The organism is Wenyingzhuangia aestuarii (assembly GCF_011927765.1).
In the GTDB taxonomy this organism is placed as follows: domain Bacteria; phylum Bacteroidota; class Bacteroidia; order Flavobacteriales; family Flavobacteriaceae; genus Wenyingzhuangia; species Wenyingzhuangia aestuarii.
Genome location: NZ_JAATJG010000002.1, coordinates 173292 through 197631 on the forward strand (window position 1 = coordinate 173292; position 24340 = coordinate 197631).

Annotated in this window: 17 protein-coding genes; 8 read left to right on the forward strand and 9 right to left on the reverse strand. The window is 33.1% G+C overall.

Annotated features, from left to right (window positions below; all coding sequences use genetic code 11):
* The first annotated feature begins 10 nt into the window (after positions 1-10).
* The 7 genes from GGR97_RS02675 (at position 11) to lgt (ending at position 5825) form a co-directional block, all read left to right on the forward strand.
* Entirely contained in the window at positions 11-847 is an 837-nt protein-coding gene (locus GGR97_RS02675; RefSeq protein ID WP_167896879.1) for an endo alpha-1,4 polygalactosaminidase, read from the forward strand.
* A gap of 68 nt (positions 848-915) precedes the next feature.
* Complete coding sequence (locus tag GGR97_RS02680; protein ID WP_167896880.1) at positions 916-1947, forward strand: DHH family phosphoesterase; 1032 nt, start codon at positions 916-918, stop codon at positions 1945-1947.
* Positions 1937-2458: an FKBP-type peptidyl-prolyl cis-trans isomerase gene (locus tag GGR97_RS02685; protein ID WP_167896881.1), complete on the forward strand. Its 522-nt coding sequence runs from the start codon at positions 1937-1939 to the stop codon at positions 2456-2458. Before GGR97_RS02680 ends, GGR97_RS02685 begins: the two co-directional genes overlap by 11 nt.
* A gap of 3 nt (positions 2459-2461) precedes the next feature.
* Positions 2462-3157 carry an FKBP-type peptidyl-prolyl cis-trans isomerase gene (locus tag GGR97_RS02690; RefSeq protein ID WP_167896882.1) on the forward strand — a complete coding sequence of 232 codons (696 nt, stop codon included), beginning with the start codon at positions 2462-2464 and terminating at the stop codon, positions 3155-3157.
* A gap of 119 nt (positions 3158-3276) precedes the next feature.
* Complete coding sequence (cysS, locus tag GGR97_RS02695) at positions 3277-4755, forward strand: cysteine--tRNA ligase (RefSeq protein WP_167896883.1); 1479 nt, start codon at positions 3277-3279, stop codon at positions 4753-4755.
* 6 nt (positions 4756-4761) lie between these two features.
* Positions 4762-5016 carry a membrane protein insertion efficiency factor YidD gene (gene yidD / locus GGR97_RS02700; RefSeq protein WP_167896884.1) on the forward strand — a complete coding sequence of 85 codons (255 nt, stop codon included), beginning with the start codon at positions 4762-4764 and terminating at the stop codon, positions 5014-5016.
* Positions 5013-5825: a prolipoprotein diacylglyceryl transferase gene (gene lgt / locus GGR97_RS02705; protein ID WP_167896885.1), complete on the forward strand. Its 813-nt coding sequence runs from the start codon at positions 5013-5015 to the stop codon at positions 5823-5825. The genes yidD and lgt overlap by 4 nt, the downstream gene beginning before the upstream one ends.
* 1002 nt (positions 5826-6827) lie before the next feature.
* Here the strand turns inward: lgt and GGR97_RS02710 are convergent.
* From GGR97_RS02710 to GGR97_RS02740, 7 genes are all read right to left on the reverse strand, one after another.
* On the reverse strand, positions 6828-8021 hold the full coding sequence (locus GGR97_RS02710; RefSeq protein WP_167896886.1) for a LamG domain-containing protein: 1194 nt from the start codon (positions 8019-8021) through the stop codon (positions 6828-6830).
* Between the two features lie 171 nt (positions 8022-8192).
* Positions 8193-11441 (reverse strand): glycoside hydrolase family 2 TIM barrel-domain containing protein, encoded by a 3249-nt coding sequence (locus GGR97_RS02715; protein ID WP_167896887.1) that lies wholly within the window; start codon positions 11439-11441, stop codon positions 8193-8195.
* A gap of 163 nt (positions 11442-11604) precedes the next feature.
* Positions 11605-13125, reverse strand: coding sequence for a sulfatase-like hydrolase/transferase (locus GGR97_RS02720; RefSeq protein WP_167896888.1), 1521 nt, complete (start codon positions 13123-13125; stop codon positions 11605-11607).
* Between the two features lie 134 nt (positions 13126-13259).
* Positions 13260-14915, reverse strand: a complete 1656-nt coding sequence (locus GGR97_RS02725; protein ID WP_167896889.1) for a sulfatase-like hydrolase/transferase — start codon at positions 14913-14915, stop codon at positions 13260-13262.
* A gap of 14 nt (positions 14916-14929) precedes the next feature.
* The gene (locus GGR97_RS02730) at positions 14930-16429 is read right to left on the reverse strand and encodes an alpha-L-fucosidase (protein ID WP_167896890.1); all 1500 of its coding nucleotides are present in this window, start codon (positions 16427-16429) and stop codon (positions 14930-14932) included.
* On the reverse strand, positions 16429-18912 hold the full coding sequence (gene galB / locus GGR97_RS02735; RefSeq protein ID WP_167896891.1) for a beta-galactosidase GalB: 2484 nt from the start codon (positions 18910-18912) through the stop codon (positions 16429-16431). Before galB ends, GGR97_RS02730 begins: the two co-directional genes overlap by 1 nt.
* Positions 18913-18933: 21 nt before the next feature.
* On the reverse strand, positions 18934-20739 hold the full coding sequence (locus GGR97_RS02740) for an arylsulfatase (protein WP_167896892.1): 1806 nt from the start codon (positions 20737-20739) through the stop codon (positions 18934-18936).
* Between the two features lie 282 nt (positions 20740-21021).
* Here GGR97_RS02740 and pepE point away from each other — a divergent pair, with 282 nt between their 5' ends.
* Positions 21022-21729, forward strand: a complete 708-nt coding sequence (gene pepE / locus GGR97_RS02745) for a dipeptidase PepE (RefSeq protein WP_167896893.1) — start codon at positions 21022-21024, stop codon at positions 21727-21729.
* 23 nt (positions 21730-21752) lie between these two features.
* Here pepE and ribB read toward each other — a convergent pair whose 3' ends face one another.
* Both ribB and GGR97_RS02755 read right to left on the reverse strand, forming a co-directional pair.
* Positions 21753-22904 (reverse strand): 3,4-dihydroxy-2-butanone-4-phosphate synthase, encoded by a 1152-nt coding sequence (ribB, locus tag GGR97_RS02750; protein ID WP_167896894.1) that lies wholly within the window; start codon positions 22902-22904, stop codon positions 21753-21755.
* Positions 22897-24333 carry an LptF/LptG family permease gene (locus tag GGR97_RS02755; RefSeq protein WP_167896895.1) on the reverse strand — a complete coding sequence of 479 codons (1437 nt, stop codon included), beginning with the start codon at positions 24331-24333 and terminating at the stop codon, positions 22897-22899. The genes ribB and GGR97_RS02755 overlap by 8 nt, the downstream gene beginning before the upstream one ends.
* Positions 24334-24340: the final 7 nt, after the last annotated feature.

Below are 24340 nucleotides of genomic sequence, written 5' to 3' on the forward strand. Positions count from 1 at the left end.
AATGCAGCAAATGGTAATAGAGATCTCTAAAAAAGCAAAGGACTATAATACTAATTTTAGCATTATTCCTCAAAACGGATTAGAACTTCTATACCAAAATATAGAAAGGTCTAACGGGTTAGATACTTCTTACGTAAATGCAATAGATGGTGTAGGTGTAGAAGCCTTACATTATCATAAAACAATAGTAAAAGATAACTACAGACAATTGTTGCTCTCTAAATTGCCTAAAGAAAAAATAGTATTGTCCTCAGAATATGTAGGGAAAGATGCCGATTTGTTAAAGGCAAAGCAGTTAAACCTAAACAAAGGATATATTCCATTTATTCGTACCCAAAACAATCTGTATTACAAAGACATTCCGGAAACGATAAATACAGTTAAGGATATTAAAAAATTGTCCGACGTTAAAAATTATTTGTATTTAATAAATCCAGAAGCCTATAACACCAAACAAGCCTATTTACAAGCATTATCTACAACCAATTACGATTTGTTATTGATTGATTTATTTTACAATGATGTTCCTTTAACTCAAAGCGATGTTGCGTATTTAAAAGTTAAAAAAGATGGAACTCAACGCAAAGTAATTGCTTATATGAATATTGGTGCTGTAGAGAATTACAGATATTATTGGAAAAAAGAGTGGACTAAAAAACAACCTTCTTGGTTTAAAAAACAATACGAAGGCTATGAAGATGAATATTGGGTTGCGTTTTGGAATCCAGAGTGGAAACAAATAATTTATCAAGCTAAAAACTCTTATTTATCTAAAATATTAGAACGTAATTTTGATGGTGTTTACCTAGACAATGTAGAGGCATATTATACGCTTTACCATAATTGATCGTAGTAATAGCTAAAAAAATAAGGGAACATATACAGAATATATTTTAAATTGTATTTTAGCACCTTATGAATATAAAGGACATTAACGTTTTAAAAACGTATTTTAAGACCCCAAAGAAAATAGTTTTTGTAGCTCACAAAAATCCTGATGGAGATGCTGTTGGATCTACCACTGCTTTGGCAGGTTTTTATAAAAAGTTAGGACATCAAGTTCAGATTGTTTTACCCAACGGAATCCCTGATTTTATTTCTTGGATTCCAGGAGCAGATCAAGGATACAGATACGATCTTCAAAACATACAATCTAAAAGAGCCTTAGATGAAGCTGATGTTGTTTTTTTACTAGATTTTAATGCATTGCATAGAGTAGGAGATGATATGCAAAAAGGTTTAGAAGCCTTTAAAGGGGATTTTATCATGATAGATCATCATCAACAACCTGATGATATTGCCATGGTTACATATTCAGATACGTCAATTTGTTCTACTTGCCAAATGGTGTATCATTATATAGATGCTTTAGGACAAACAGATTTAATAGATGAAGCTATTGCTACAAGTATTTATACAGGTATTATGACAGATACGGGATCTTTCCGTTTTCCATCTACCACTAGTACTACACATAGAATTATAGCCAATTTAATTGATAAAGGAGCTAAAAACTCAGACATTCACAATCAGGTATATGCCAATAACTCTTATAGCAGGTTGCAGTTGTTAGGAAAATCTTTAACCAATTTAAAGGTGATAGAAGATTGTAAAACAGCTTATATAACTTTAACACAAGAAGATTTAAAAAAGTACAATTATACCAAAGGAGATACCGAAGGAGTTGTAAACTACGCACTGTCTTTAAAAGGAATTGTTTTGGCGGCTATTTTTATAGAAGATACAGATCAAGGAATTGTAAAAATATCTTTTCGCTCCAAAGGAAAATTCTCTGTTAATAAATTTGCAAGAAACTATTTTGATGGAGGAGGGCATGACAACGCAGCGGGAGCAAGATCTACCACATCTTTAGAAGAAACGGTTCAGAAATTTAGATTGTTAGTACCTAATTATAAACAAGAATTACTGGTTTCTTATGAACTATAATTGGCTAATTGTTTTGGGTGTATTTTTTGTTTCATGTACAGAATCTAAACCCAGAAGACCTATTAACAAAAGGACTTCGGAAAAAGTGGAATATTCTGTTTTGTACAACAAACAAATCAATAGTATTCAAGAGCAATTAATCAAAGAGTATATTCAGAAAGATTCGCTTTTAAATTATCAATATTCTCCATTTGGTTTTGCTTATGCGGTGGTAAAACCATCAACAAAACCCAAAAAAGTAATTAGAGAAAACTCGATAGTTACCTATTCTAAAACGGTTTATTTCTTAAATAATAAGTTAGTTTATCCAGAGGAAATTCTAACCAAGCAATTAGATAAGTCTAATTTGATTAAAGGAATTGCAGAGGGGCTTAAATTAATGCAAGAAGATGAGGAAATTAAATTTATTTTTAGTTCATTTGTAGCCCACGGATTAAGTGGTGATAAAAATAAAATAGGAAGTCAAACTCCTATTGTAGTAAATATTAAACTTTTAAAAATAAATAAGTAAGACATGAACATCATTAAAGGACTAGCTTTAGGATTAGCAGTAACAGGAATGGTATCTTGTAACCAACAAGCACCAAAAAAAACATCGTTAGCAACAGAAATGGATTCTGTAAGTTATGCTTTAGGTGCATATATTAATGGAAACTTTAAAGTAAGTGAAGATTTTAAAGATTTAGATTTAAATGTTTTTAACCAAGCATTAACAGAATCTCAAGATACTGCTAAAGCATTAATAGCTCAAAAAGATATTGCTCCAATTTTAATTGCTTACACTAAAAAAATAGCTGAAACAAAAGGTGCCTCTGCAAAATCAGAAGGAGAAGCATTTTTAGCAGAAAATAAAAAGAGAGAAGGAGTTGTAGTTACAGAAAGTGGATTGCAATACGAAGTATTAAAAGAAGGTTCTGGTGAAAAGCCATTAGCGACCAACACAGTAAAAGTACACTACCACGGAACTACACCTAGTGGAGAAGTTTTTGATAGTTCTGTAGATAGAGGAACTCCAGCTGAATTTCCTTTAAACAGAGTAATTCCAGGATGGACAGAAGGTGTTCAATTAATGTCTGTTGGTTCTAAGTACAAGTTTTATGTGCCTCAAGAATTAGCTTATGGAGCTAACGCACCTCAAGGTGGAAATGGACCAATTAAACCTTATATGCCATTAGTATTTGAAGTTGAATTATTAGAGATTGTTAAGTAATTAACAAAAACTTATATACATACAAAAAGCCCAATTAAGAAAATCTTAATTGGGCTTTTCTTGTTATTGTAATACAAGTAGAAAGTTTATCTTTACGCTTTAAAAATAAATAAAACTTCATGAGCTTATTTCAAGATCAGCCTTTAAAAATATACAATTCAATCACAAAAACGAAAGAACTATTTACTACCGTTACACCTGGTAACGTGGGTATGTATGTTTGTGGACCTACCGTGTATAGCAATGTACATTTGGGAAATGTTAGAACGTTTATGAGTTTTGATATGGTGTTTCGTTACTTACAACATTTAGAGTATAAAGTACGCTATGTACGTAACATTACAGATGCAGGTCATATGGAAGATGATGCAGATGAAGGTGAAGATAAAATTGCTAAAAAAGCAAGAATAGAAAAAATAGAACCCATGGAAGTGGTGCAACGTTATACCTTAGACTTTCATACTATTTTAGAAAAATTAAATAATTTGCCTCCTAGTATAGAACCAACAGCTACAGGGCATATTATTGAGCAGATTGAACTTATTAAAGATATTTTAGACAAAGGATTGGCTTATGAGGTAAATGGTTCTGTTTATTTTGATGTATTAAAATACAATCAAGACAAAACCTATGGAGTCTTATCGGGAAGAAATATAGAAGATGCAATTCATAATACACGTGTGTTAGATGGTCAAACAGAAAAGAGAAACCCTCAAGATTTTGCTTTGTGGAAAAAAGCAAGTCCACAACATATTATGCGTTGGCCCTCTCCATGGGGAATTGGTTTTCCGGGTTGGCACTTAGAGTGTACGGCCATGAGTACAAAATATTTAGGAGATAAATTTGACATTCATGGAGGAGGAATGGATTTAAAGTTTCCACATCACGAATGTGAAATAGCACAAGCTGAGGTTTGTAATGGTCATGATCCTGTTAATTATTGGATGCACGCAAATATGTTGACTTTAAATGGTCAGAAAATGTCTAAATCTACAGGAAATAACATCTTACCAAATGAGATATTTTCAGGTGAAAACAATATTTTATCAAAACCATTTACACCTTCGGTAGTTCGTTTCTTTATGATGCAAGCACATTACCGCAGTGTTTTAGATTTTTCTTCAGAAGCTTTAGAGGCCTCAGAAAAAGGATATAATAAATTGGTAGAAGCTGTTAAAAACTTAAGTAATATTCAGGCTGGAAAATCATCAACATTTGCAGTGTCCAAGTGGATTCAAGATTGTTACGATGCGATGAATGATGACTTTAATACTCCTGTATTAATAGCCAACTTATTTGAAGCAGTTAAACAAATCAACTTGTTAAAAGAAGGAAAAGCAAGTTTAACGCAAACAGATTTAGATTTGTTGACAAACACTTTACATGCTTTTGTGTATGATGTATTAGGTTTGGTAACCGAAACTGTAGCAGAGGGGACTGATAAGTTAGAGGGAGTTGTAAATATGTTAATAGGAATGCGTAAGCAAGCTAGAGATAATAAAGACTGGGCTTTGTCTGATCAAATTCGTGATGAATTAAAAGCCTTAGGAATTCAGTTAAAAGACGGAAAAGACGGAACTGCTTTTATTGTAGATTAAAACATTATGAATCGTGTAAAAAAAATAATTGTATTTCCATTTATTCTATTGATTCGTTTTTATCAAGGAGCTATTTCTCCTTTTACACCAGCTACTTGTAGGTATCAACCAACCTGTTCTAGTTATAGTATAGAAGCTTTGCAAAAGCATGGCATTATTTATGGAGGATGGTTGGCTATAAAGCGTATTGCTAGCTGTCATCCGTGGGGAGGAAGTGGTTTTGACCCAGTACCAGAAAAACAAAATAAAAAAGAACTATGAATTTATTAGCCGTTACTTGGGATCCATCACTTGGTTTGGACCTAGGTTTTTTTGTGATTAGATATTACAGTTTAATGTTTGTGATCGCCTTTGCATTGGGATATCAAATCATGAAGAAAATATTTATTCATGAAAAAATTGAATTAGAAAAACTAGATAAATTATTAATGTATGTTGTGTTTGCAACTATTTTAGGAGCAAGACTAGGACATGTTTTCTTTTACGATTGGGCTTATTTTAGTCAACATCCTGAAGAAATATTGTTGCCTTTTAAATTTCAACCTACGTTTAGATTTACAGGTTTTGCAGGATTGGCAAGTCATGGTGCAGCCATTGGTATTATTGCTTCTTTGTGGTATTTCTCTAAAAAAATATTACAAAAACCTTTGTTATATGTGTTAGACAGAGTGAGTTTAACCATTGCTAGTGGAGGAGTTTTTGTTCGTTTAGGGAACTTAATGAATTCTGAAATTATTGGACATCCAACAGGAACCGATTATGGATTTATTTTTAAAGCTTTGGGAGAAGATTTTCCAAGACATCCTACACAATTGTACGAATCGTTTGGGTATTTAATAGTGTTTGCAATTATCTTTTATATGTTCTGGAAAACCAATGCCAAAGAAAAATTAGGTTTGATATTTGGTGTTTTCTTTACTTTACTATGGTCTGTTAGATTTGTTGTCGAATTCTTTAAAGAAGCTCAGGTAGATGAACGAGCTAGTTGGGCATTAAATACTGGACAATGGTTAAGTATTCCTTTAATCTTAATTGGAATTTATTTTATTATAAAAGCTAAAAAGAAATAATACAAAAAACGATAACTAAGGTTGTCGTTTTTTTTTGCTGTTTTTTTAATCCTTATGTGTTCCTTAAAAAAGCACCTGTACTTTTTGTTAAGAGCTGCTGAGGTTTTATTGAAAAGCACAGGTGCTTTTGCCTAAGAGCTGAGGTACTTTTATTTTTTGCTGCTAGTGCTTTTTTCCACAGATTGTTTGTAGCTAGTTTAAGTGTTTCCAATCCTTGTTTTAGGGTGTTCAATTAGCTTGTACTGAGTTACACTCTAAGTAGAGTCGAGAACATTGAATCATAGCTTTTTTTTAGTTCTTTTCCTGTCTAAGAAATTCCATTGTAAAAGATATAAATATTGGTGTTTAGGATTGTTTTGTATTCTACTTCTCGACTGCGCTCGAAGACCATTCATAGCAGTTATGAGTAAAGGTTTTTGTTGTCTGTTTTTTTAATCCTTAGGTGCTTTTTTTTACAGATTATTTGTAGCTAGTATATGTATTTCCAATCCTTGTTTTAGGGTGTTCAATTAGCTTGTACTGAGTTACACTCTAAGTAGAGTCGAGAACATTGAATCATAGCTTTTTTTTAGTTCTTTTCCTGTCTAAGAAATTCCATTGTAAAAGATATAAATATTGGTGTTTAGGATTGTTTTGTATTCTACTTCTCGACTGCGCTCGAAGACCATTTATAGCAGTTATTAGCAAAGGTTTTTGTTGTCTGTTTTTTAAATCCTTATGTGCTTTTTTCCACAGATTGTTTGTAGCTAGTATATGTGTTTCCAACCCTTATTTTAGGGTGTTCGATTAGCTTGTACTGAGTTACACCGAAGTAGAGTCGAGAACATTGAATCATAGTTTTCTTTTAGTTCTTTTCCTGTCTAAGAAATTCCATTGTAAAAGATATAATTACTGGTGTTTAGGATTGTTTTGTGTTTTACTTCTCGACTCCGCTCGAAGACCATTCATAGCAGTTATGAGTAAAGGTTTATTGGACTGTTTTGAGATGAAAAATAGCTAGTTTTATTTTGTAAGCCATTCTATTTGATAGGTATAACTTCCTTTTTTAGAAACTTTATCTTTCAATTTTAACTCTTGTGTTTGATGTCCAAATCCTGCTAATAATTTAACTGTACTTTGTGAGACTAGTTTGTTTTGGTTGTCCATTACCTTTAAAACAGCTTTTTTGTTTTGATTGGCTTTGTAAGTAAAAGAAATTTCTATTTTTTTTCTACCCAACACTTTTGGAGTTTCTGTCAATTGAATCTCTTCAGTATAAATAGGAGTCCCGCTAGAGGGTTCACTCTGATGGATAGGAACTAGTTTGTAGGCACGAATCCAGTCGTAGTAAGAAGTGTTAATCGCATCGTTATTTAACTCTTCTACGGTAGGCACAGGCTTTACCCAATTGTAAGTTTCTGTAACCATGTTAATTTTCATAGTTCTATCAAAAGGTTTGTCAACAACTTCTGTACTTACTTTTACGTCTCCCACAAAACGATTGTCTGCATAAAAAGAAACTTCATTGGCATTTTTCCAATAAGCTCCATAGGTATGGAAAGCTTCCCAAGATTCTGTATCTAATTTTGCATTGCTTTTATGTCCATTTCCTTCAATAGCATTGTTTCCTGCCGAATAGAATTTTTCTCTACCACCTTCACAATCTATATATCGGTAATGGGTGTTAAAGTTCATTTGCGTTCTAAACTTGTCGGTTCTGTTAAAAGTACCTCCAATACTTTCTATAATATCTAGTTCTTGGCTGTATTTATCTTTTGCACAATTTTGTCCGTTACTTTTTTTAGTAACAAAATCTACGGGTTGTTTGCTGTTAGACATCCAAAAGGTGGTAGACATGTTAATTTTAGAAGCTTTAAAGTTTACTTCGTAATATCCAAAATGAGCGGTTTCTTTTTTACTTTGTACTGCACCTCCAGCAATGGTATATCCGTCAGTTTCTTTTGCCAACACTGCATTTTTAATTTGCATGGTTCCATTGTTTACAGAAATTGTACTAGGATGAAACATGGCAGGCTTTCTTCCTTTCCAACCTTTAAAGGTGTCGTTCCATTTGGATTTGTCTAATTGATTACCGTTAAACTCATCAGAAAACTCTTCGTTTAATACCCAACGAAATCCTTTTTTAGGAGTAGGAGGATCTGCAAATAAACTAGTAATAGTACATAACGATAATGCGAATGTTATTAATTTTTTCATAAAAAAATAGGTGTCTTTGATTTATAGATTAAAATTAATTAAAACCTCTAGCAACTTGGGGGACGGTTGATTTATTGTGTATTTCAAATGATTCGTATGCTCCCAAATAAAAGAAAAACCTCCTAAAACTATATTGTTTTAGGAGGTTTGCTTGTGTTGTAAACTACAAGTTTAGAATTTTACTTTTTCTTGTTTATTGGTTACTGGAGTTAAGTAAAAACTATACTCATAAGTTCCAGGTGTAATTAAATACTCTTTGTGTGGTTCTGCAATAGCAGACCAAGTGTTGTCTCCACCTACACCCATTTGTTTTAAATCTACATTTACTGTAAATACGTCTCTTTGTTTTAGCTCGTAGGTATGTTTTGCCTTTTCTAAGTTTTCTAAACTGTAAGGAGATACACTAAAGTTGATAGGCTGCGCACCTGTTACTAAAATTCCTTTATTGGCTTTGTTACTTAATGCAAACCAACGGGTATCCATACGATTTCCGTTTTCTTCTGGATAAATGTATTCGTAGTTCATGTTGTTAGCATTGGCTTTGTACAAACCTACAAAGGCACCTGTATTTCTGTCTGCATAATTAGCTTGAGGCCCTTTACCATAATATGCTACTTGTTCATATTTTTTAGCCATATCAAAAGACATTCCTATTCTTGGTACGTTAGGAGCATTTTTATCAATCACTACTTTATAATCTACCTTAACATATCCGTTGGCTAGGATGGTATAGGTTAAATTTACATCGGTTTTAGGATTGGCAATGCTTCCGCTAACTTCTACAATTACTTTCCCTTTGGTACTGTTTACAATGGTATTGTGAACTGTCATACGTTGTCCTGCTTGCATCCAATCCAACTCATTTTGTTGTTTTTTAGCACGTCTGTAAGCCTGATCATTTTCTGTTTGCGCTCTCCAAAAGTTTAAAGCTAATGGCGATGCTAATAAAGAAGTTCCATTTGCTGTATAACTTTGGATCAGTCCTGTTGTTTTATTAACAATAACAGCATTGTTTTTAGCGGTAATTTTAATCTGATGATCGTCTTGAGAAACGTTTAGTTCTTTTGAAGATACTTTAATATTTTTTACCGTTTTGCTGGTATAGTCTAACTGAAATTGTTCTGTAAAAACCGTATATCCTTTTTGTTCCCAAAGAGTATCTTCTTTTAAATGACCTTTAATGTTGATGAAAAATTCATCACCTGCATTTGCTTTTGGCTTTTTAAGGTTGATGTGGATATTCTCTGATTGAGTAGGAGCAGTGGTTAAACTTTCTAAAGTACCCGTTTTGATGATTTTTCCGTTTTTCAACAATTCCCAAGTTAATTGGTATTTAGATAAATCAATAGCATGGTGACGGTTTAGAATCTTAAAATCTCCTTTTATAGCATTTACAGCAGTAATGACTACAGGCTGATTTACTTTTTTACATTCATAAATTTCAGGTTTTGGAGTTCTGTCCGCAGCAATAATTCCATTTATACAAAAACTTCCATCATTTGGAGTATCTCCAAAATCTCCACCATAAGCTAAGTATTCTTTTCCGTTTTTGTCTTTGGTTAAAATACCTTGGTCAATCCAATCCCAAATATATCCTCCAATAGCTCTGTCATTTTTGTATATAACATCCCAATATTCTTTCATATTTCCTAAAGAGTTCCCCATAGCATGTGCATATTCACACATAATAACAGGACGATTGTCTATAGGAGCTGTATGGTCTATTAAACTTTGTAAGTGCGTAGGAGATGGGTACATTCTACTAATCATATCTACCCATTTAGGATCGGTAGGATTTCCAAATCCATGTCTATACTTGTTCTTTTTGTAATCAGGATGTGTTGGAACTCCTTGTGCTCCTTCGTAGTGAACATAACGAGTAGGATCAAAGTCTTTAATCCAACCTGCCATAGCAGCGTGGTTAGGACCTGTTCCAGATTCGTTTCCTAAAGACCACATTACCACACTTGGGTGATTTTTGTCTCTTTTTACCATTCGAATCGCTCTTTCTAAATAAGCTGATCCCCATTCAGCATCATTGGTAATTAAACCTCTAACACCATGTGTTTCTAAATTGGCTTCGTCCATTACGTAAATTCCATACTCATCACACAAATTGTAAAAATAAGGGTCGTTAGGATAGTGAGATGTTCTAACGGCATTAAAGTTAAATTGCTTTAATAATTTAACATCAGCCTCCATGTCTTTTCTAGACAAGGCTTTTCCGTTAGTCATATGATGATCGTGTCTGTTAACTCCAATCATTTTTACAGAATTTCCGTTGACTAAAAATCGTCCTTTAGCATCTATTTTTACTTCTCTAAAACCAACTTTGGTACTAGAATATTGAGTGGTATTTCCTTGTTCATCTTTTACGGTAAACAATAAAGTATATAAGTAAGGATCGTCTGAAGACCATTGTTTAGGTTGTTTAATTTTAGATTCTATCATTCCAAAATAAACTTGATCTCTTTGTGGATGATTTTCTGTAAAATACTTACCCAATTTCATGTTTTGAGTATCTACTGTTTTACCTTTTGCATCTACTAGAGTTGTAGTTAAGGTCCAGTTATCATATTTTGTTTTTAACGGTTTTGATCCAAAATGACCTACTTTTTTTAAGTATTTATCTTTGGTGTTTGCAACAAATGTAGGTCTAACTTGTAACAAAGCATCTTGATAATTGTTGTCAAAATCTGTACGAACGGTAAAGTCAGACAATCTAACTTTAGGAACTGCTTGTACATATACTTCACGCTCAATACCACTTAGTCTCCAATGATCTTGTGCTTCTAAATAGCTACCATCAGACCAACGGTATACTTTTACGGCAATTTTGTTGTTTCCTTTTTTAAGATGTTCTGTAATGTTAAATTCAGAAGGCAAACGAGTGTCTTCACTATATCCCACAAATTCACCATTTACCCATACATAAAAAGCAGAGGATACTCCTCCAAAATGTAGAATAATGTCTTTTTCTAGCCAAGAATCTTCTAGCTTAAAGTTTTTTACATAATGACCTATTGGATTGTCGTTGTGATTGATGTTTGGATAATCACTAAAAAAAGGATAAGTAGCATTGGTGTAAATAGGAGTTCCATATCCTCTCATTTCCCAGTTAGAGGGTACATCAATAGTTTTCCAATTTTGGGTGTTAAAATCTGTTTTTTCAAAACCTTTAATAGCATCTGCAGGTTTAGCCACCCAATTAAATTTCCAGCTTCCGTTTAATGATTTGTACAAACTAGAAGCTTCTCTATTTGCTTGTAAAGCCTGTTGTTCATTGTCGTATACATAAAACGTACTACGAGCAGGTAATTTGTTAATTTGATTTACATGTGGGTTTTCCCAATCATTTTGTTGTGCTTTGGTTACAAATGTTGCAGCACAAACGAATAGTAAGGTTAAAAATCTGTTCATTGATTTTGAAGATATAATTGAATTGCTAAAATAAGTCTTAATTGTAGTAAGCGTTGAAACTGTTGTTTATATATGTAGACCAAATGTCTAATAGATGAGCTTAGCAGTAAAAGAAACTCCCTAAGTTATTTACTTAGGGAGTTTTTAAGATTGTTAACATTATTTAAAGCTTGTGATAAATAGCTGAAATATCCAAAGGATCGTTCATGTCTTTTTGTAGTTGTAACAAATCTTTAAATAATTGCTGTACTCTTTCTTTTTGTTCAGGATTACTAGCAAGGTCTTGCATTTCTTCCGGATCGTTATTCATATCAAACAGCAGTACTTTTTCAATTTTAGGATATACTAATAATTTGTATCCATCTTTACGAATCATTCTTTGTACATCTAAATAGGCTCCATAAATTTCTTTGTAGTTGCTTTCTTTTTTAGTTCCTCTAGCAATGTCTAAAAAGCTATTGAATTCTATGTAGTTAGGTTTTTCTACTTCTGCAATATCTAGCGCTGTAGCCATTGCATCTTGTAAATAAACTTCTGTATTTACTCTTTTGTCTTTAGGAATGTCTGGTCCTAAAACAACCATAGGAGGTCTTATACTGTGGTCAAATAAGTTTTGTTTTCCTAGTAAACCGTGTCTACCCATTGCCAATCCGTGATCGGCTGTAAAAATAATGTAGGTATTGTCTAGTTTTCCTGATTTTTCTAAAGCTTCTAAAATCAATCCAATTTGTGCATCGGCATGTGTAATACTTGCGTAGTATTCTTTGGTGTGAGTTTTAATGGCATATTCTGTTCTAGGAAATGGAGCCAAAGCTTCGTCTCTTAAATTGTTATCGTTACCAATAGATTTACGGTAAGGATATTCAGGAATAAAACTTTCTGGAACTGAAATTTTATTCACATCGTATAAGTCTTGATATTCTTGTGGAGCTTGTCTAGGATCGTGAGGAGCATTAAAAGCCAAATACATAAAAAATGGATTGTCTTTTGTTTTTGCTTCATCAATAAAAGAAATAGCGTCATCTTTTAAAACTTCGCTCCAATGTTTACCACCTTGCCAAAAACCTCCAAATTTAGAATCGGTAGGATCCCAAGAATGATCGTTTTCATTTTGTGGTCTATTGTATCCAATAGGCATAATATCATCAGGATTGGCACCTTTTATTTTTGAAATAGAATCAAATTTTTTATTCATTGTTTTCCAGTCCCAATTGTCTAAAGGCATTCCTGGACGTTCGTGCTTTACATGGTTAAAAACTAATTTAGGATCTACATGTACATGCCATTTTCCTGTCATGTAAGTTTCGTACCCTCCAGACTCTAATAACTTAGCCCAGGTTTTGTTAACATTGCCGTCTTTTTTAAATTTTCCTGTAAATTTTTTAGCATTCCAAACAAATCTACCTGTATTCATCATAGCTCTAGAAGCCAAACAAACGGCACCACTCCAAGATCCCATATTGTAGGCATGTGTAAGTGTCGTTCCGTTGTGTACTAACTTATCCATGTTAGGAGTAATAATTTCATTATTCCCTAATGCGTGAATAGAAGAATAGGTTTGATCATCTGTAAAAATAAAAACAATATTAGGTTTTCCTTTTTGTTCTTTCTTTTTGTTGTCTTTACCACCACAGCTAGCCAAAGCTAAACTTAAGGAGATAAATAGAATTTGTTTTATAAACATAGCTTTAATAAATATTTGATGTTATCAAAAATATAAAAACACTTTCAATACATTATCAATATATATAGACATAAAAGAATACATATGTGTTAATATAGGGGTAATGATGTTGAAAATGTTTTTAATAACGGTTCTTAATGTCCTCCATCTGGATGACTGTCGTTTGTATATCTATATACAGCAGGAGTTCCTTTACCTCTAGCATAGGTAATTTGTCTTTTCCAAGCTGCTTTTAATTTATGAAGAACTGCTGTATGTTTTGGGTTATTGATTAAATTGTGTAATTCGTTAGGATCGTTTTTTAAATTGTACAATTCCTCATACACAGGTTGTTCTCCTTCTAAAGAAGATTCTGCCAAATGTCTGTAGTAAGCAATATCTGGATCGTGTACTGCATATAACATTTTGTTTACAGGAATTCCCATTGCTTTAGCTGTTTTAATTTCTTGAGTAGCAGAACGAGTGGTGTTTTTGTAATAACGAATGTATTTCCATTCTTTATCTTGTACAGCTTCACATTTAGGATTTCCAAAGTGAGTAGACCATAAATTTTCTGTGTAGGTATAGTCTCTTACTTCTTTGTTTCCTCCTTTAATTAAGTTAGAAATATCTTTTCCTTGCATTTCTTTAGGAATTTCTATTCCTGCCATAGCCAACATCGTAGGAGCAATGTCTATTGTTTGTACCAAAGCATCACTTCTCATTCCTCTTGTTTTTCTTTTTGCTTTAGGATCTAATACAATAATAGGTACGTGTGTTGTTTTTTCATAACACAAAGCTTTTCCACCTAAACCTTGTTCTCCCATAAATAAACCGTGATCAGAAGTAAAAATAATGATGGTTTTTTTATTGATTTTTAAGTCTTTTAATTTTTTTCTTAAGTTTCCAACCAAACGATCAATACCCGTCATAGCTTCTAATTGACGAATATATCTTTCTTTTACGTCTTTTGGAGTATCAGAGTAATTGTATCCATCTTGTCTGTCTTCTGCTCTTAATAAATCAGCAGGTAGCTTAGGAGTTTTAATATCTTTTTTAGCAATATAGTTCTCAGGTAAAGGAATTTCTATATCTCTATATTTAGTTCTATATAAAGCATCATCCGTAGGTTTTAGTTTCATAGTTTTAGTACTGGCACTATGAGGTAAATTAAAATTGATAGATAACATAAAAGGTTTGTCTAAAGGTCTTGATTCTAAGAATTTTATAGCACCTTTTAATTTACGAGCATTAGGATCTAAAAAATCATCTACACCTTCGTTAATTACCTCTGGTTGCGTGTTGGCAATGGCATCGTTAAAAATTTTGTGTCTATCTTTAGGATAGAATCCTAAGTGACCGTGACCAGCATACCAATAATCAAAACTTTTTTCCATAAGTCCACTATCGTAACCTCCTTCTCCAACAGGAGCGTGATTTTTACCTATCCAACCAGTATAGTATCCTGCATTACGCATAACCATTGGATATGATTTTTCCCAAGCTTTGTCTGATACAGCAGTTCCTGAATTAAAGTTGACACCGTGTTTACGTTCGTATTGTCCTAACAAAATAGAAACTCTACTAGGGGTGCAAATAGCACTAGATACGTGTGCGTTGGTAAACATTACTCCTTCTTTGGCTAACTTGTCGATATTAGGTGTTTCTACAATTTCGTTTCCTGTACAACCTAATAAGTTGTAAGATTGATCATCTGTAAGAACAAAAACAATATTAGGACGTTCTTGCGCTTTGGCAGCCATAAAAAATAGGCTACAGCATACAGCAATTATTTTAAATGTATTTTTCATTTTTTGTGATTAATTTATTTTAAGGTGATTTTATAAACTAGAGCAGCCTCTGCTTCTAGTGGTTTTTTGTGAGGTTGATGAACAGTTAAACCCTTTTTCGATTGTTTCCATTTTATTTTTTCTGAGCTTCCTAAGACAGAGACAGATTTTACCTTTACTTGATTTTTTTTAGTAAAAACAGATAAGGTACGTTCTCCATCTTTAGCATCCCAACCTAATTGTAAAGCATATACCGTTTTTCCTTTGGTTGTATATCTAATGTCTTTACTGTTTAAATTTCCTAATCCTTTTTTTATGGCTCCGTAAGCGTTCCAAGCATCACTTTCATCTCTTTTTAAAACAGTAACCCCTTGACCGTAGCTAATAAAAGGTCTAGTCTTGTAAATAGCTTCACCATACAGTTTCATCCAAGCTCCAATTTTTTCCATGGCTTGTACTTGTTCTATAGGCATGGTTCCATCGGCCATAGGACCAGCAGACAACAACATTACTCCGTTTTTACTCACCACTTCGGCCAACATTCTAATGGCTTTTTTAGGGTCTATAGCGGTACGCTTTGTTTTATCATAGCACCAAGAACTTCCCAAAATAAAATCGGTAATCCAAACTTCTGGAGTAATATCTTCCATGGTAGCTCTTTCTACATTTACTACGGATAGTTCAGTAGGGAAGAAGTCTCCTTTGGTATTTACCACAACTTCTTTGTTGTTTTGTTGTGCTTTGTTAAAATAGTGAGCTAAGAATTGTTTTCTGTGAGCTTCATCAATATAACGTTGTCCAAAATCCATCCAAATATAATCGGGTACAAACTCATCTACTACCTCATTTAATTTAGCTAACCAAATGTTGTTTTCGGCTTCGTAAGATAAATCTCCATATAGTTTTTTTAAACCTTCTTCTTGTGGTGTTTCTACATTTTCATAACTCAACAAATGTCTACTAGCAGGACGTAACACGGAACCTTCTTGTTTTGGGAAAAACAAGTTGTGAAAACCATGATGAAAAGTAGCCATAAACTTTAAATCTCTTTTTTGCGTTTCTTCTGCAATGGCCTTTACCACGTTTACATCGGGTCCCATATTTACAGAATTCCATTCGTTTACCTTACTGTCCCATAAAGAAAATCCATCGTGGTGTTCTGCAATAGAACCAATAAATTTAGCTCCCATTCCTTGGAATAGATCTACCCACTCTTTGGCATCAAATTTTGGAGCTTTCCACATTGGAATAAAATCATGATACTCAAAATTTTCTCCATAATCCTTTTTGTGTTGTTTGTAAATTGTGCTTCCCCAACCAATTCTATCAGGTGTATACATCCAACGTCCGTACCATTCTCCTCCGTGTGCAGGAACAGAATAAACTCCCCAGTGAAAGTAAATTCCCAGTTTAGCATCAGCAAACCAATCGGGTACAGCCTTGTGTTTTTTTAAACTTTCCCATTCAGGTTGATAGGTTTCTTGTGCAAACAAGTTGCATCCAATAAAAGCGATTAAAAGCAGTAGTTTTTTCATTAGTTTTTACTTGTAATTTTTAAAGTATCACTGTTCAGGTTTTTAGCCGTTGCGGTAATTGTTATTTTTCCTGCTGTTTTTGATGATTTTAAAATAGCCAAACATTGTCCGTTAAAAGCTTTACGATGATTTGCTTGAAAAGAAGCCAAAGAAGTTTGATCTCCATTTCCAACAGCTGCCAATGTACCTGCTCCTTCTACACTAAAATTGATTGTGTTGTTTGCATTAGGACATAAATTTCCATCTTTATCTTCTACTCTTACCGTAACATAAGACAAGTCTACTCCGTTGGCTTTGATTTGATCTCTATCTGCAATTAATTTAATTTTTGCGGGCTGCCCAGCTGTTTTAATTTCTTTGCTAGCTACTTGTTTTCCGTTTTTATAGGCTACTACTTTTAAGCTTCCTGGTTGGTAAGGAACATTCCAGCTTAATCTATATTTAGACTTGTACATTCCTTTTTTAAACCCGTGATATTCTGATGGAATTTCTGTAACATCTTTTCCTTTAACTCTTTTACCAAAAGATTTACCGTTTACAAACAATTCTACTTCATCACAATTGGTGTAGGCAATTACAGGAATGTTTTTTCCTTCTTGTCCTTTCCAATTCCAATGTGGTAATACGTGTACCATAGGTGTTGTAGTCCACTGACTTTGGTATAAATAATATCTGTCTTTAGGAAATCCACATAAGTCTACAGGAGCAAAATATGCGGAACGTGATGGCCAATCGTCATTCCAATATCCATTGGTAGAATTGTCTCTCCCTCCATAAGGAGTAGGTTCTCCTAAATAATCAAAACCGGTCCAAATAAATTCACCCAAAGCACGAGGTTCTTTTGCTAAAGCATCAAATTCAACATCAGGAGCATAAGCCCAAGGTGGGCCCACAATAACATCGTAACTAGACACGTGATTGGTTTTGTGTTGTTCATTATAATCAATAGGAAGGTGGTATACCCCTCTACTACTAGTCATAGAAGAGGTTTCTGAACCGTACACAATCATATCAGGATGGTCTCTTAAAATATTACTATATTCTTCTGGCCAATAATTCATTCCTACGACATCAACATAATTGGCTAATTTGTTTTTAAATGGAGCAGGAAAGTAGTTAAACCCAATAGTTGTAGGTCTTGTATTGTCTTCATCGTGACAAATGTCGTTTAGTTTTTTGGTGATTTTCCAACCCTCTTTTCTAGATTGTTCTAAAATTTCGTTTCCAATACTCCACATAATTACAGAAGGGTGGTTACGATCTCTTTTGATCATGTCACGTAAATCTTTTTCGTGCCATTTGTCAAAATATAAGTGATATCCGTTTTCTACTTTCCCTAATTTCCATTCGTCAAAAGCTTCTACAATAACTACAATTCCTAATTCATCACAAACTTTTAAAATTTCTGGAGAAGGAGGGTTGTGACTTGTTCTAAGGGCATTAACTCCCATAGATTTCATAATTTCTAGTTGTCTTTGCTTGGCTCTAAAATTAATAGCGGTTCCTAAAGGACCTTGATCGTGATGCAAACAAACTCCTTGAAATTTTATTTTTTTTCCGTTTAAGGTAAATCCATCATTTCTATCAACTTTAATGCTACGAATTCCAAAAGTTGTTTCAAATTCATCTACAATAACACCATCTACCAATACTTTGCTAATAGCTTTGTATAAATTGGGACTGTTTAAATTCCACAATTCAGGTTGCTCAACAGTTGCTACAATTGTTGCAGTGTGTGATGTTTTTTTATTGATGGTAATTAACTTTTCTGAAGTGTTTACAAGTGCTCCTTTTGGATTTAAAAGTGAGGTTTGCAACACTATAGATGAAGTTTTATTTTGAGTGTTTAATATTTTGGTTTGAAGATGTACTTCTGCTTTTTCTTTAGATATTTTAGGAGTTGTTACATAAGTTCCCCATTGCGGAATGTGTACTCCGTTGTTAATTTTTAAACGAACATTACGATAAATTCCTGCTCCAGGATACCATCTGGCAGATAGATCTTTAGGAGATAATTGCACGGAAATAACATTGTTTTGTCCATATTTAATATAGGGAGTTAAATCAAATTCAAAACCAATATATCCATAAGGTCTCTCACCAATATAGTTTCCGTTAAGCCATACTTTGGCATTGTTCATAGCCCCATCAAACTCAACAGAAATTACTTTGTTGCTGTATTGTTTGTCAACGGTAAAATGTTTTCTGTACCAAGCCGTACCTGTTACAGGCAATCCACCTGTTCTAGCATTGTGTTCGTTGCTAAAAGGACCTTCTATAGCCCAATCATGAGGTAAGTCCAATTTTCTCCAATCCGTATCATTTAAATCTGCTTTTTCTCCATTAATACTGTCTTTTAAGAACAACCAATCGCTATTAAAATTGAGATCTTTAACAGAAGTGTTTTTTTCTTGTGTGCTACAAGAACTTATGAGAATGAAAAGAATGAATGCTAAACTGATTCTTTGGATAAATTGAAACATACGTTTGGTTTAAAATTGAAACTATAGTTTTTCTATGTATACATAGTATGCAACGTTGTCTTCTCCTTTGTTGTTTTGAAAACTTGCTTTAAATTGTTGTTGCCCTTTGTTTAGGTGAACTTTAAATTTTGCAGATAAATCATCTTCTGCAACTCTGGTTTGTTGTGTTGCGTTTTTCCCAATGCTAATGAATGCTTTTTTATAGTTCATGTTTACTCCAGCAGGAATATCGTATTCTAAACCAGGGTTTTGTTGGGTGGTTGTTCCCTCAACAGTATCATTAATTCCTAAGTTAGATTCTGTTGGATATCTTTTTAATGAAATAAGATAATCTCCTTCTGCAACAACGTCAATTGTCCAGTATCCATATCCTTTGCTTCCTTCTCTAATATAGTTTTGATTCCATGGTTGGTTTCCGTTAGGTGCATGCACATCGTGAGCAGTTAAGGTTACTGGGTTTTCGTTTTTAGAACCTACTTTTATGTATACTTCTTTGTCAAAATCTACAGCAACTTGTTGCCACCATTTTTCATAAAAAGCACGCATTTCTTTTACCTTTTTAGGGTTTTTAGCGGCAATGTTTTGTTTTTGACCTTGATCTTTTTCTATGTTGTACAATTCTTTACCATTTACCAATCTCCATTTGTTTTGCATCACAGCAGAACCCCTCCATTTTTCTGGACGTTGAATACGTTGAGAATCAGTAATAACCATTCTATTGTCTTTTTTAGAAGGTCTTTTAAAGAAAGGTACAATACTTTTACCGTCAATTTTTTTGTGATTTTTAGGCAAATCAATGTTGCACAAATCAGCCAAAGTAGGCATAATGTCTATTTGAGCTGTTAGTTGATTGATGTCTTTAGATTTAGATAATTTTCCGTTTTTCCAATGTATAAAGAAAGGTACACGGTGTCCACCTTCGTAAGGACTTCCTTTGGTTCCTCTCATTCCTGCATTGTATCCTTTTTTACCATCTCTACTATATCCTGCTGAGGTACCATTGTCTGTCATAAAAATTAAAATGGTATTGTCTGCAATTTTTAATTCTGTTAAAGCATCTCTTAATTTTCCAAAATTGTCATCAATATTGGTAATCATTCCGTAAAAGCGTTTTTGCTTTTCTGTTAATTTGTCAGCACTAATATTTTTGTATTTGTTGTAGTATTCAACAGGTACGTTGTAAGGTCCGTGTGGTGCATTAGGTGCTAAGTAGCAAAAGAAAGGTTGATCTTTGTTCTTTTTAATAAAGCGTAAAGCTTCGTTAAAAAAGATATCAGTACAATATCCTTTATATTTTTTAGGTTCCCCATTTTTGTAATAAGTATCATCAAAATAATCATTATTCCAAAAGTCAGGAGTTTGATGAACACCACCACCACCGTGCATTACCGTTTCTTGAAAACCTCTATTTTCAGGTCTAAAATCATAATTATCTCCTAAGTGCCACTTACCAAAACCACCTGTTTTGTAACCACTGTCTGCAAACATATCTGCTAGCGTTTTTTCTCCTTCTCTTAGTAAAGACCATCCACCTACGGTATGCCAAACACCTACACTGTTCGCGTAACGTCCGGTCATTAATGCAGATCGGGTAGGAGCACAAGTTGGACCTACGTGAAAATTAGTTAAGTGATAACTTTCTTTGTGGAAAGAGTCAATATTAGGAGTTTGTATAAGTTGATTTCCTAAGACTCCAACATCACCATAACCTTGATCATCGGTTATAATAAGAATTACATTAGGTTTTGTAGTTTCTGGCTTGTTAGTGCTATTTACATAACTTGTAACTAGCAAGGTTAAGATTGTAATGTATTTTATAAACTTCATTTTTATGGAATTAAATCTTTATAATATTTAAAGTAAAATTCGACATAATATAAGAAGCGCGTAGTTACAAATGATTTTAAGGTTGATACATATGTTTTATCTAACGATGCCTGTTTTGTTAGATTGCTTGTTTTTAGGGGATTATGTAATTAGCAATCGTTTATTTTTACAATACCCTATTGTTTTTAATAGCACATTAGCTATTTAATAAAAATTAGATATTCCGGTATTGTATTTTCTTTGTTTATGAATATTTACTTATATTTAAATAAACCTATGTTAATGAGAAATTTAGTACTAGCAAGTTCAGGAAGTGTACATGGATCCGAATATTTAGCGTATTTATTACCTACGATTGACAAGCTTTATAAAGATATAGAAGAGGTGCTTTTTATTCCTTATGCGCAACCCAGTGGAATTTCTTTAGATGATTATACTGATTTGGTGCAGCAAGCTTTTGGTAGTTTAGGAATTGAAATAAAAGGTTTACATGAATTTGAGGATTCTAGAGCAGCTATTAAAAATGCCAAAGGGATTTTTGTAGGAGGAGGAAACACATTTTTATTAGTTTCTAAATTGTATTGTTCTGGTTTGTGGGAAGTTTTAAAAGAAGCTATTAATAAAGGAACTCCTTACTTGGGGACAAGTGCAGGAACCAATATTGTTGGATTGAGTATGCAAACCACTAACGATATGCCTATTGTATTGCCACCTAGTTATAAAACTTTAGGAATAGTACCTTTTAATTTTAATGTTCATTATTTAGAACCTAGTAAAAAATCTAAGCATAAAGGTGAAACTAGAGCGGTTAGAATCAAAGAATTTCAGTGTATAGAAAACACAAAAGTATTAGGACTCAAAGAGGGAAGCTGGTTACGCGTTAAAGGAGACGATGTTTTCTTGAGAGGTGGTAAAAAAGCTTTCTGGTTTGAAAAAGGAGAAGTACTTAAGTTGGAACCAAATACAAATTTGGGGAAACAAAAAAGCTGAGCAAATTTGCTCAGCTTTTATTGTTAATAGCTTATTCTGTCTATAACTTCTAAACCATAACCGGTAATACCTACACGTTTTTTTTGTGCGGGTGAGTTGGTTAATAATTTTAGTTTGGTAATATCTATATTGTGTAGAATTTGCGCTCCAATACCAAAATCTTTTTCATCCATTGGAGAAGAAGTTTCTTCTTTGGTTGCGATTCCTTTTTGAGCATTTTTAAAGTCAATCAAACGCTTTTTTAAATTAAAGGTTTTCTGTTCTTGATTGATAAATACTACAGCTCCTTTTCCTTCTTGATTAATTTTATCAAAAATTCTAGCTAATTTATCTTCAGGTCCTTTGGTTAAGGTGTTTAAAACATCGTTACCAAAAGCATTGGGTGTTACTTTACAAAGAACAGCTTCATCCTTAGTCCAAGATCCTTTAGTTAGTACTAAGTGAATTTGGTTATTGGTCGTTTGGTTGTAAGCTCTTAATCTAAATTTTCCAAAACGAGTTTCAATGTCAAAATCTTCAATTTTATCAATTAAAGAATCGTGTTGCATACGGTATGAAACTAAATCTTCTATAGAGATTAATTTTAAGTCAAATTTATCAGCGACCTCTTTTAATTGAGGCAAACGAGCCATGCTACCGTCTTCGTTTAAGATTTCAACTAAAATTCCAGCAGGTTTTAATCCTGCCAATCTAGCTAAATCTACACTAGCTTCTGTATGTCCAGTTCTTCTTAAAACACCACCTTCTTTAGCTTTTAACGGAAAAATATGTCCAGGTCTACCTAAATCTTGAGGTTTTGTAGCTTGTTGAGTTAATGCGTAAATAGTTTTAGACCTATCATGTGCAGAAATTCCAGTAGTACATCCGTTTCCAATTAAATCTACAGATACGGTAAATTGAGTATTGTGTAAAACAGTGTTGTTGTCCACCATCATGTTTAACCCTAATTCTTCACACCTTTCTTCGATTAATGGAGCACAAATTAATCCACGACCGTGTTGAGCCATAAAATTAATCATTTCTGGAGTTACTTTTTCAGCGGCTGCTATAAAGTCTCCCTCATTCTCTCTGTCTTCATCATCTACAACAATTACCATTTTACCATTTCTGATATCTTCTATGGCTGCTTGAATGCTGTCTAACTTTATTTTAGAAGTGTTTTCTGTATTATTCATCTCTTTTTTTAAGTCTATTGAATAGTTTTTTAAACGGTAGTAAAATTACACCAAATTTAATGAATCCCATATCTTTTGAAGCGCTTATCGTAAATATAATTGCAAGCGGCAACATAATTAAAGTACCCAACCAACCTCCTAAAAATGCAGATAAACTACTTTCTTCTGCCAGGTTTTTACCAAAGGTATTTGTAAAGTGATAGGTTACATATATAATAATAGCTACAATCATGGGTAAACCAAATCCTCCTTTTCTAATAATAGATCCTAAGGATGCTCCTACAAAGAATAGCAACAGGCATGAAAAGGAACTTGTTAAAATTAAATGATACTGGTAATCGTGATTGTTTAAATCTTTTCGTTTTCTTTTATAATAATCTTTATAAGCCTTAACATTTCTAATTTTATTGGTAACGCTACTTAAAGATTGGGTTAATATGGATAGTTGACTTTGTAGTTCAAAATTATCTAGAATATTTGGTTTTAATTCTTTAATACCAGGAGTGATAGAGTCTGATAAACTTTCTGTACCTATACTACTTTGCATAGTTTTAAACTTAATGTCTAAGTATTTGTCGTAAGAAACCTTTAAACTATCAGAACTGTTCTGTAATTGCACCAGATTTTTCATGGTGTAGTGATGTTTGTATTTTTCCTCTTCTAAATCACTACTTGTTAAATCAGATATATCTATGTTAACCGTGTATTTTTCAAACTTTGCCATAGAAGCCGGCATTCTTAGTTTGTCTTCTTTCTTTTTTTTATCGGCAGTATGGTCTTCAAAATAATAACCATCTTCTAAAATTAAGGTCATGTATTTACTACCTTCTTCGGTCGTAATTTTTCCTCTTTTGGCAGTAATTACTGTTTGATCTTCTTTTAGTCCTTTGGTGTCTATAATAATAACATCTTTTAACAAGTTGTTTTCTTCACCATATTTTTCAGCAAATTTAATACTGTAGCCTGGAATTTCATCATTAAAACTACCCGCAACCAAAGCTAGTGTAGGCTGTGTTTTTTTAATATTTAAGAGTAAGTTTTTTTGTTTTAAACTAGCATAAGGAAAGGTGTAATTAATCATTAAAAAATTAATCAAACTAATAATTCCTGCTGTAACAATTAAAGGCCTTAAAAATCTATAAAAAGAGACTCCTGAAGATTTAATAGCTGCCAATTCGTAATTTTCTCCAAGGTTTCCCATGGTCATGATAGAAGACAGTAAAACCGATATAGGCAATGCTTGTGCGGTAACCAATAGACAGGTGTACCATAAAAATTTAAAAATAATAGAAATATCAATTCCTTTTCCAGCAATGTCATCAAACACTAACCATAATAGTTGCATGACCAATACAAACATTACAATTAGAAAAGAGGCTGTAAAAGGAACTAAAAAGTTCTTAATAAGGTATTTGTCTAAAGTTTTCAACTAGGTG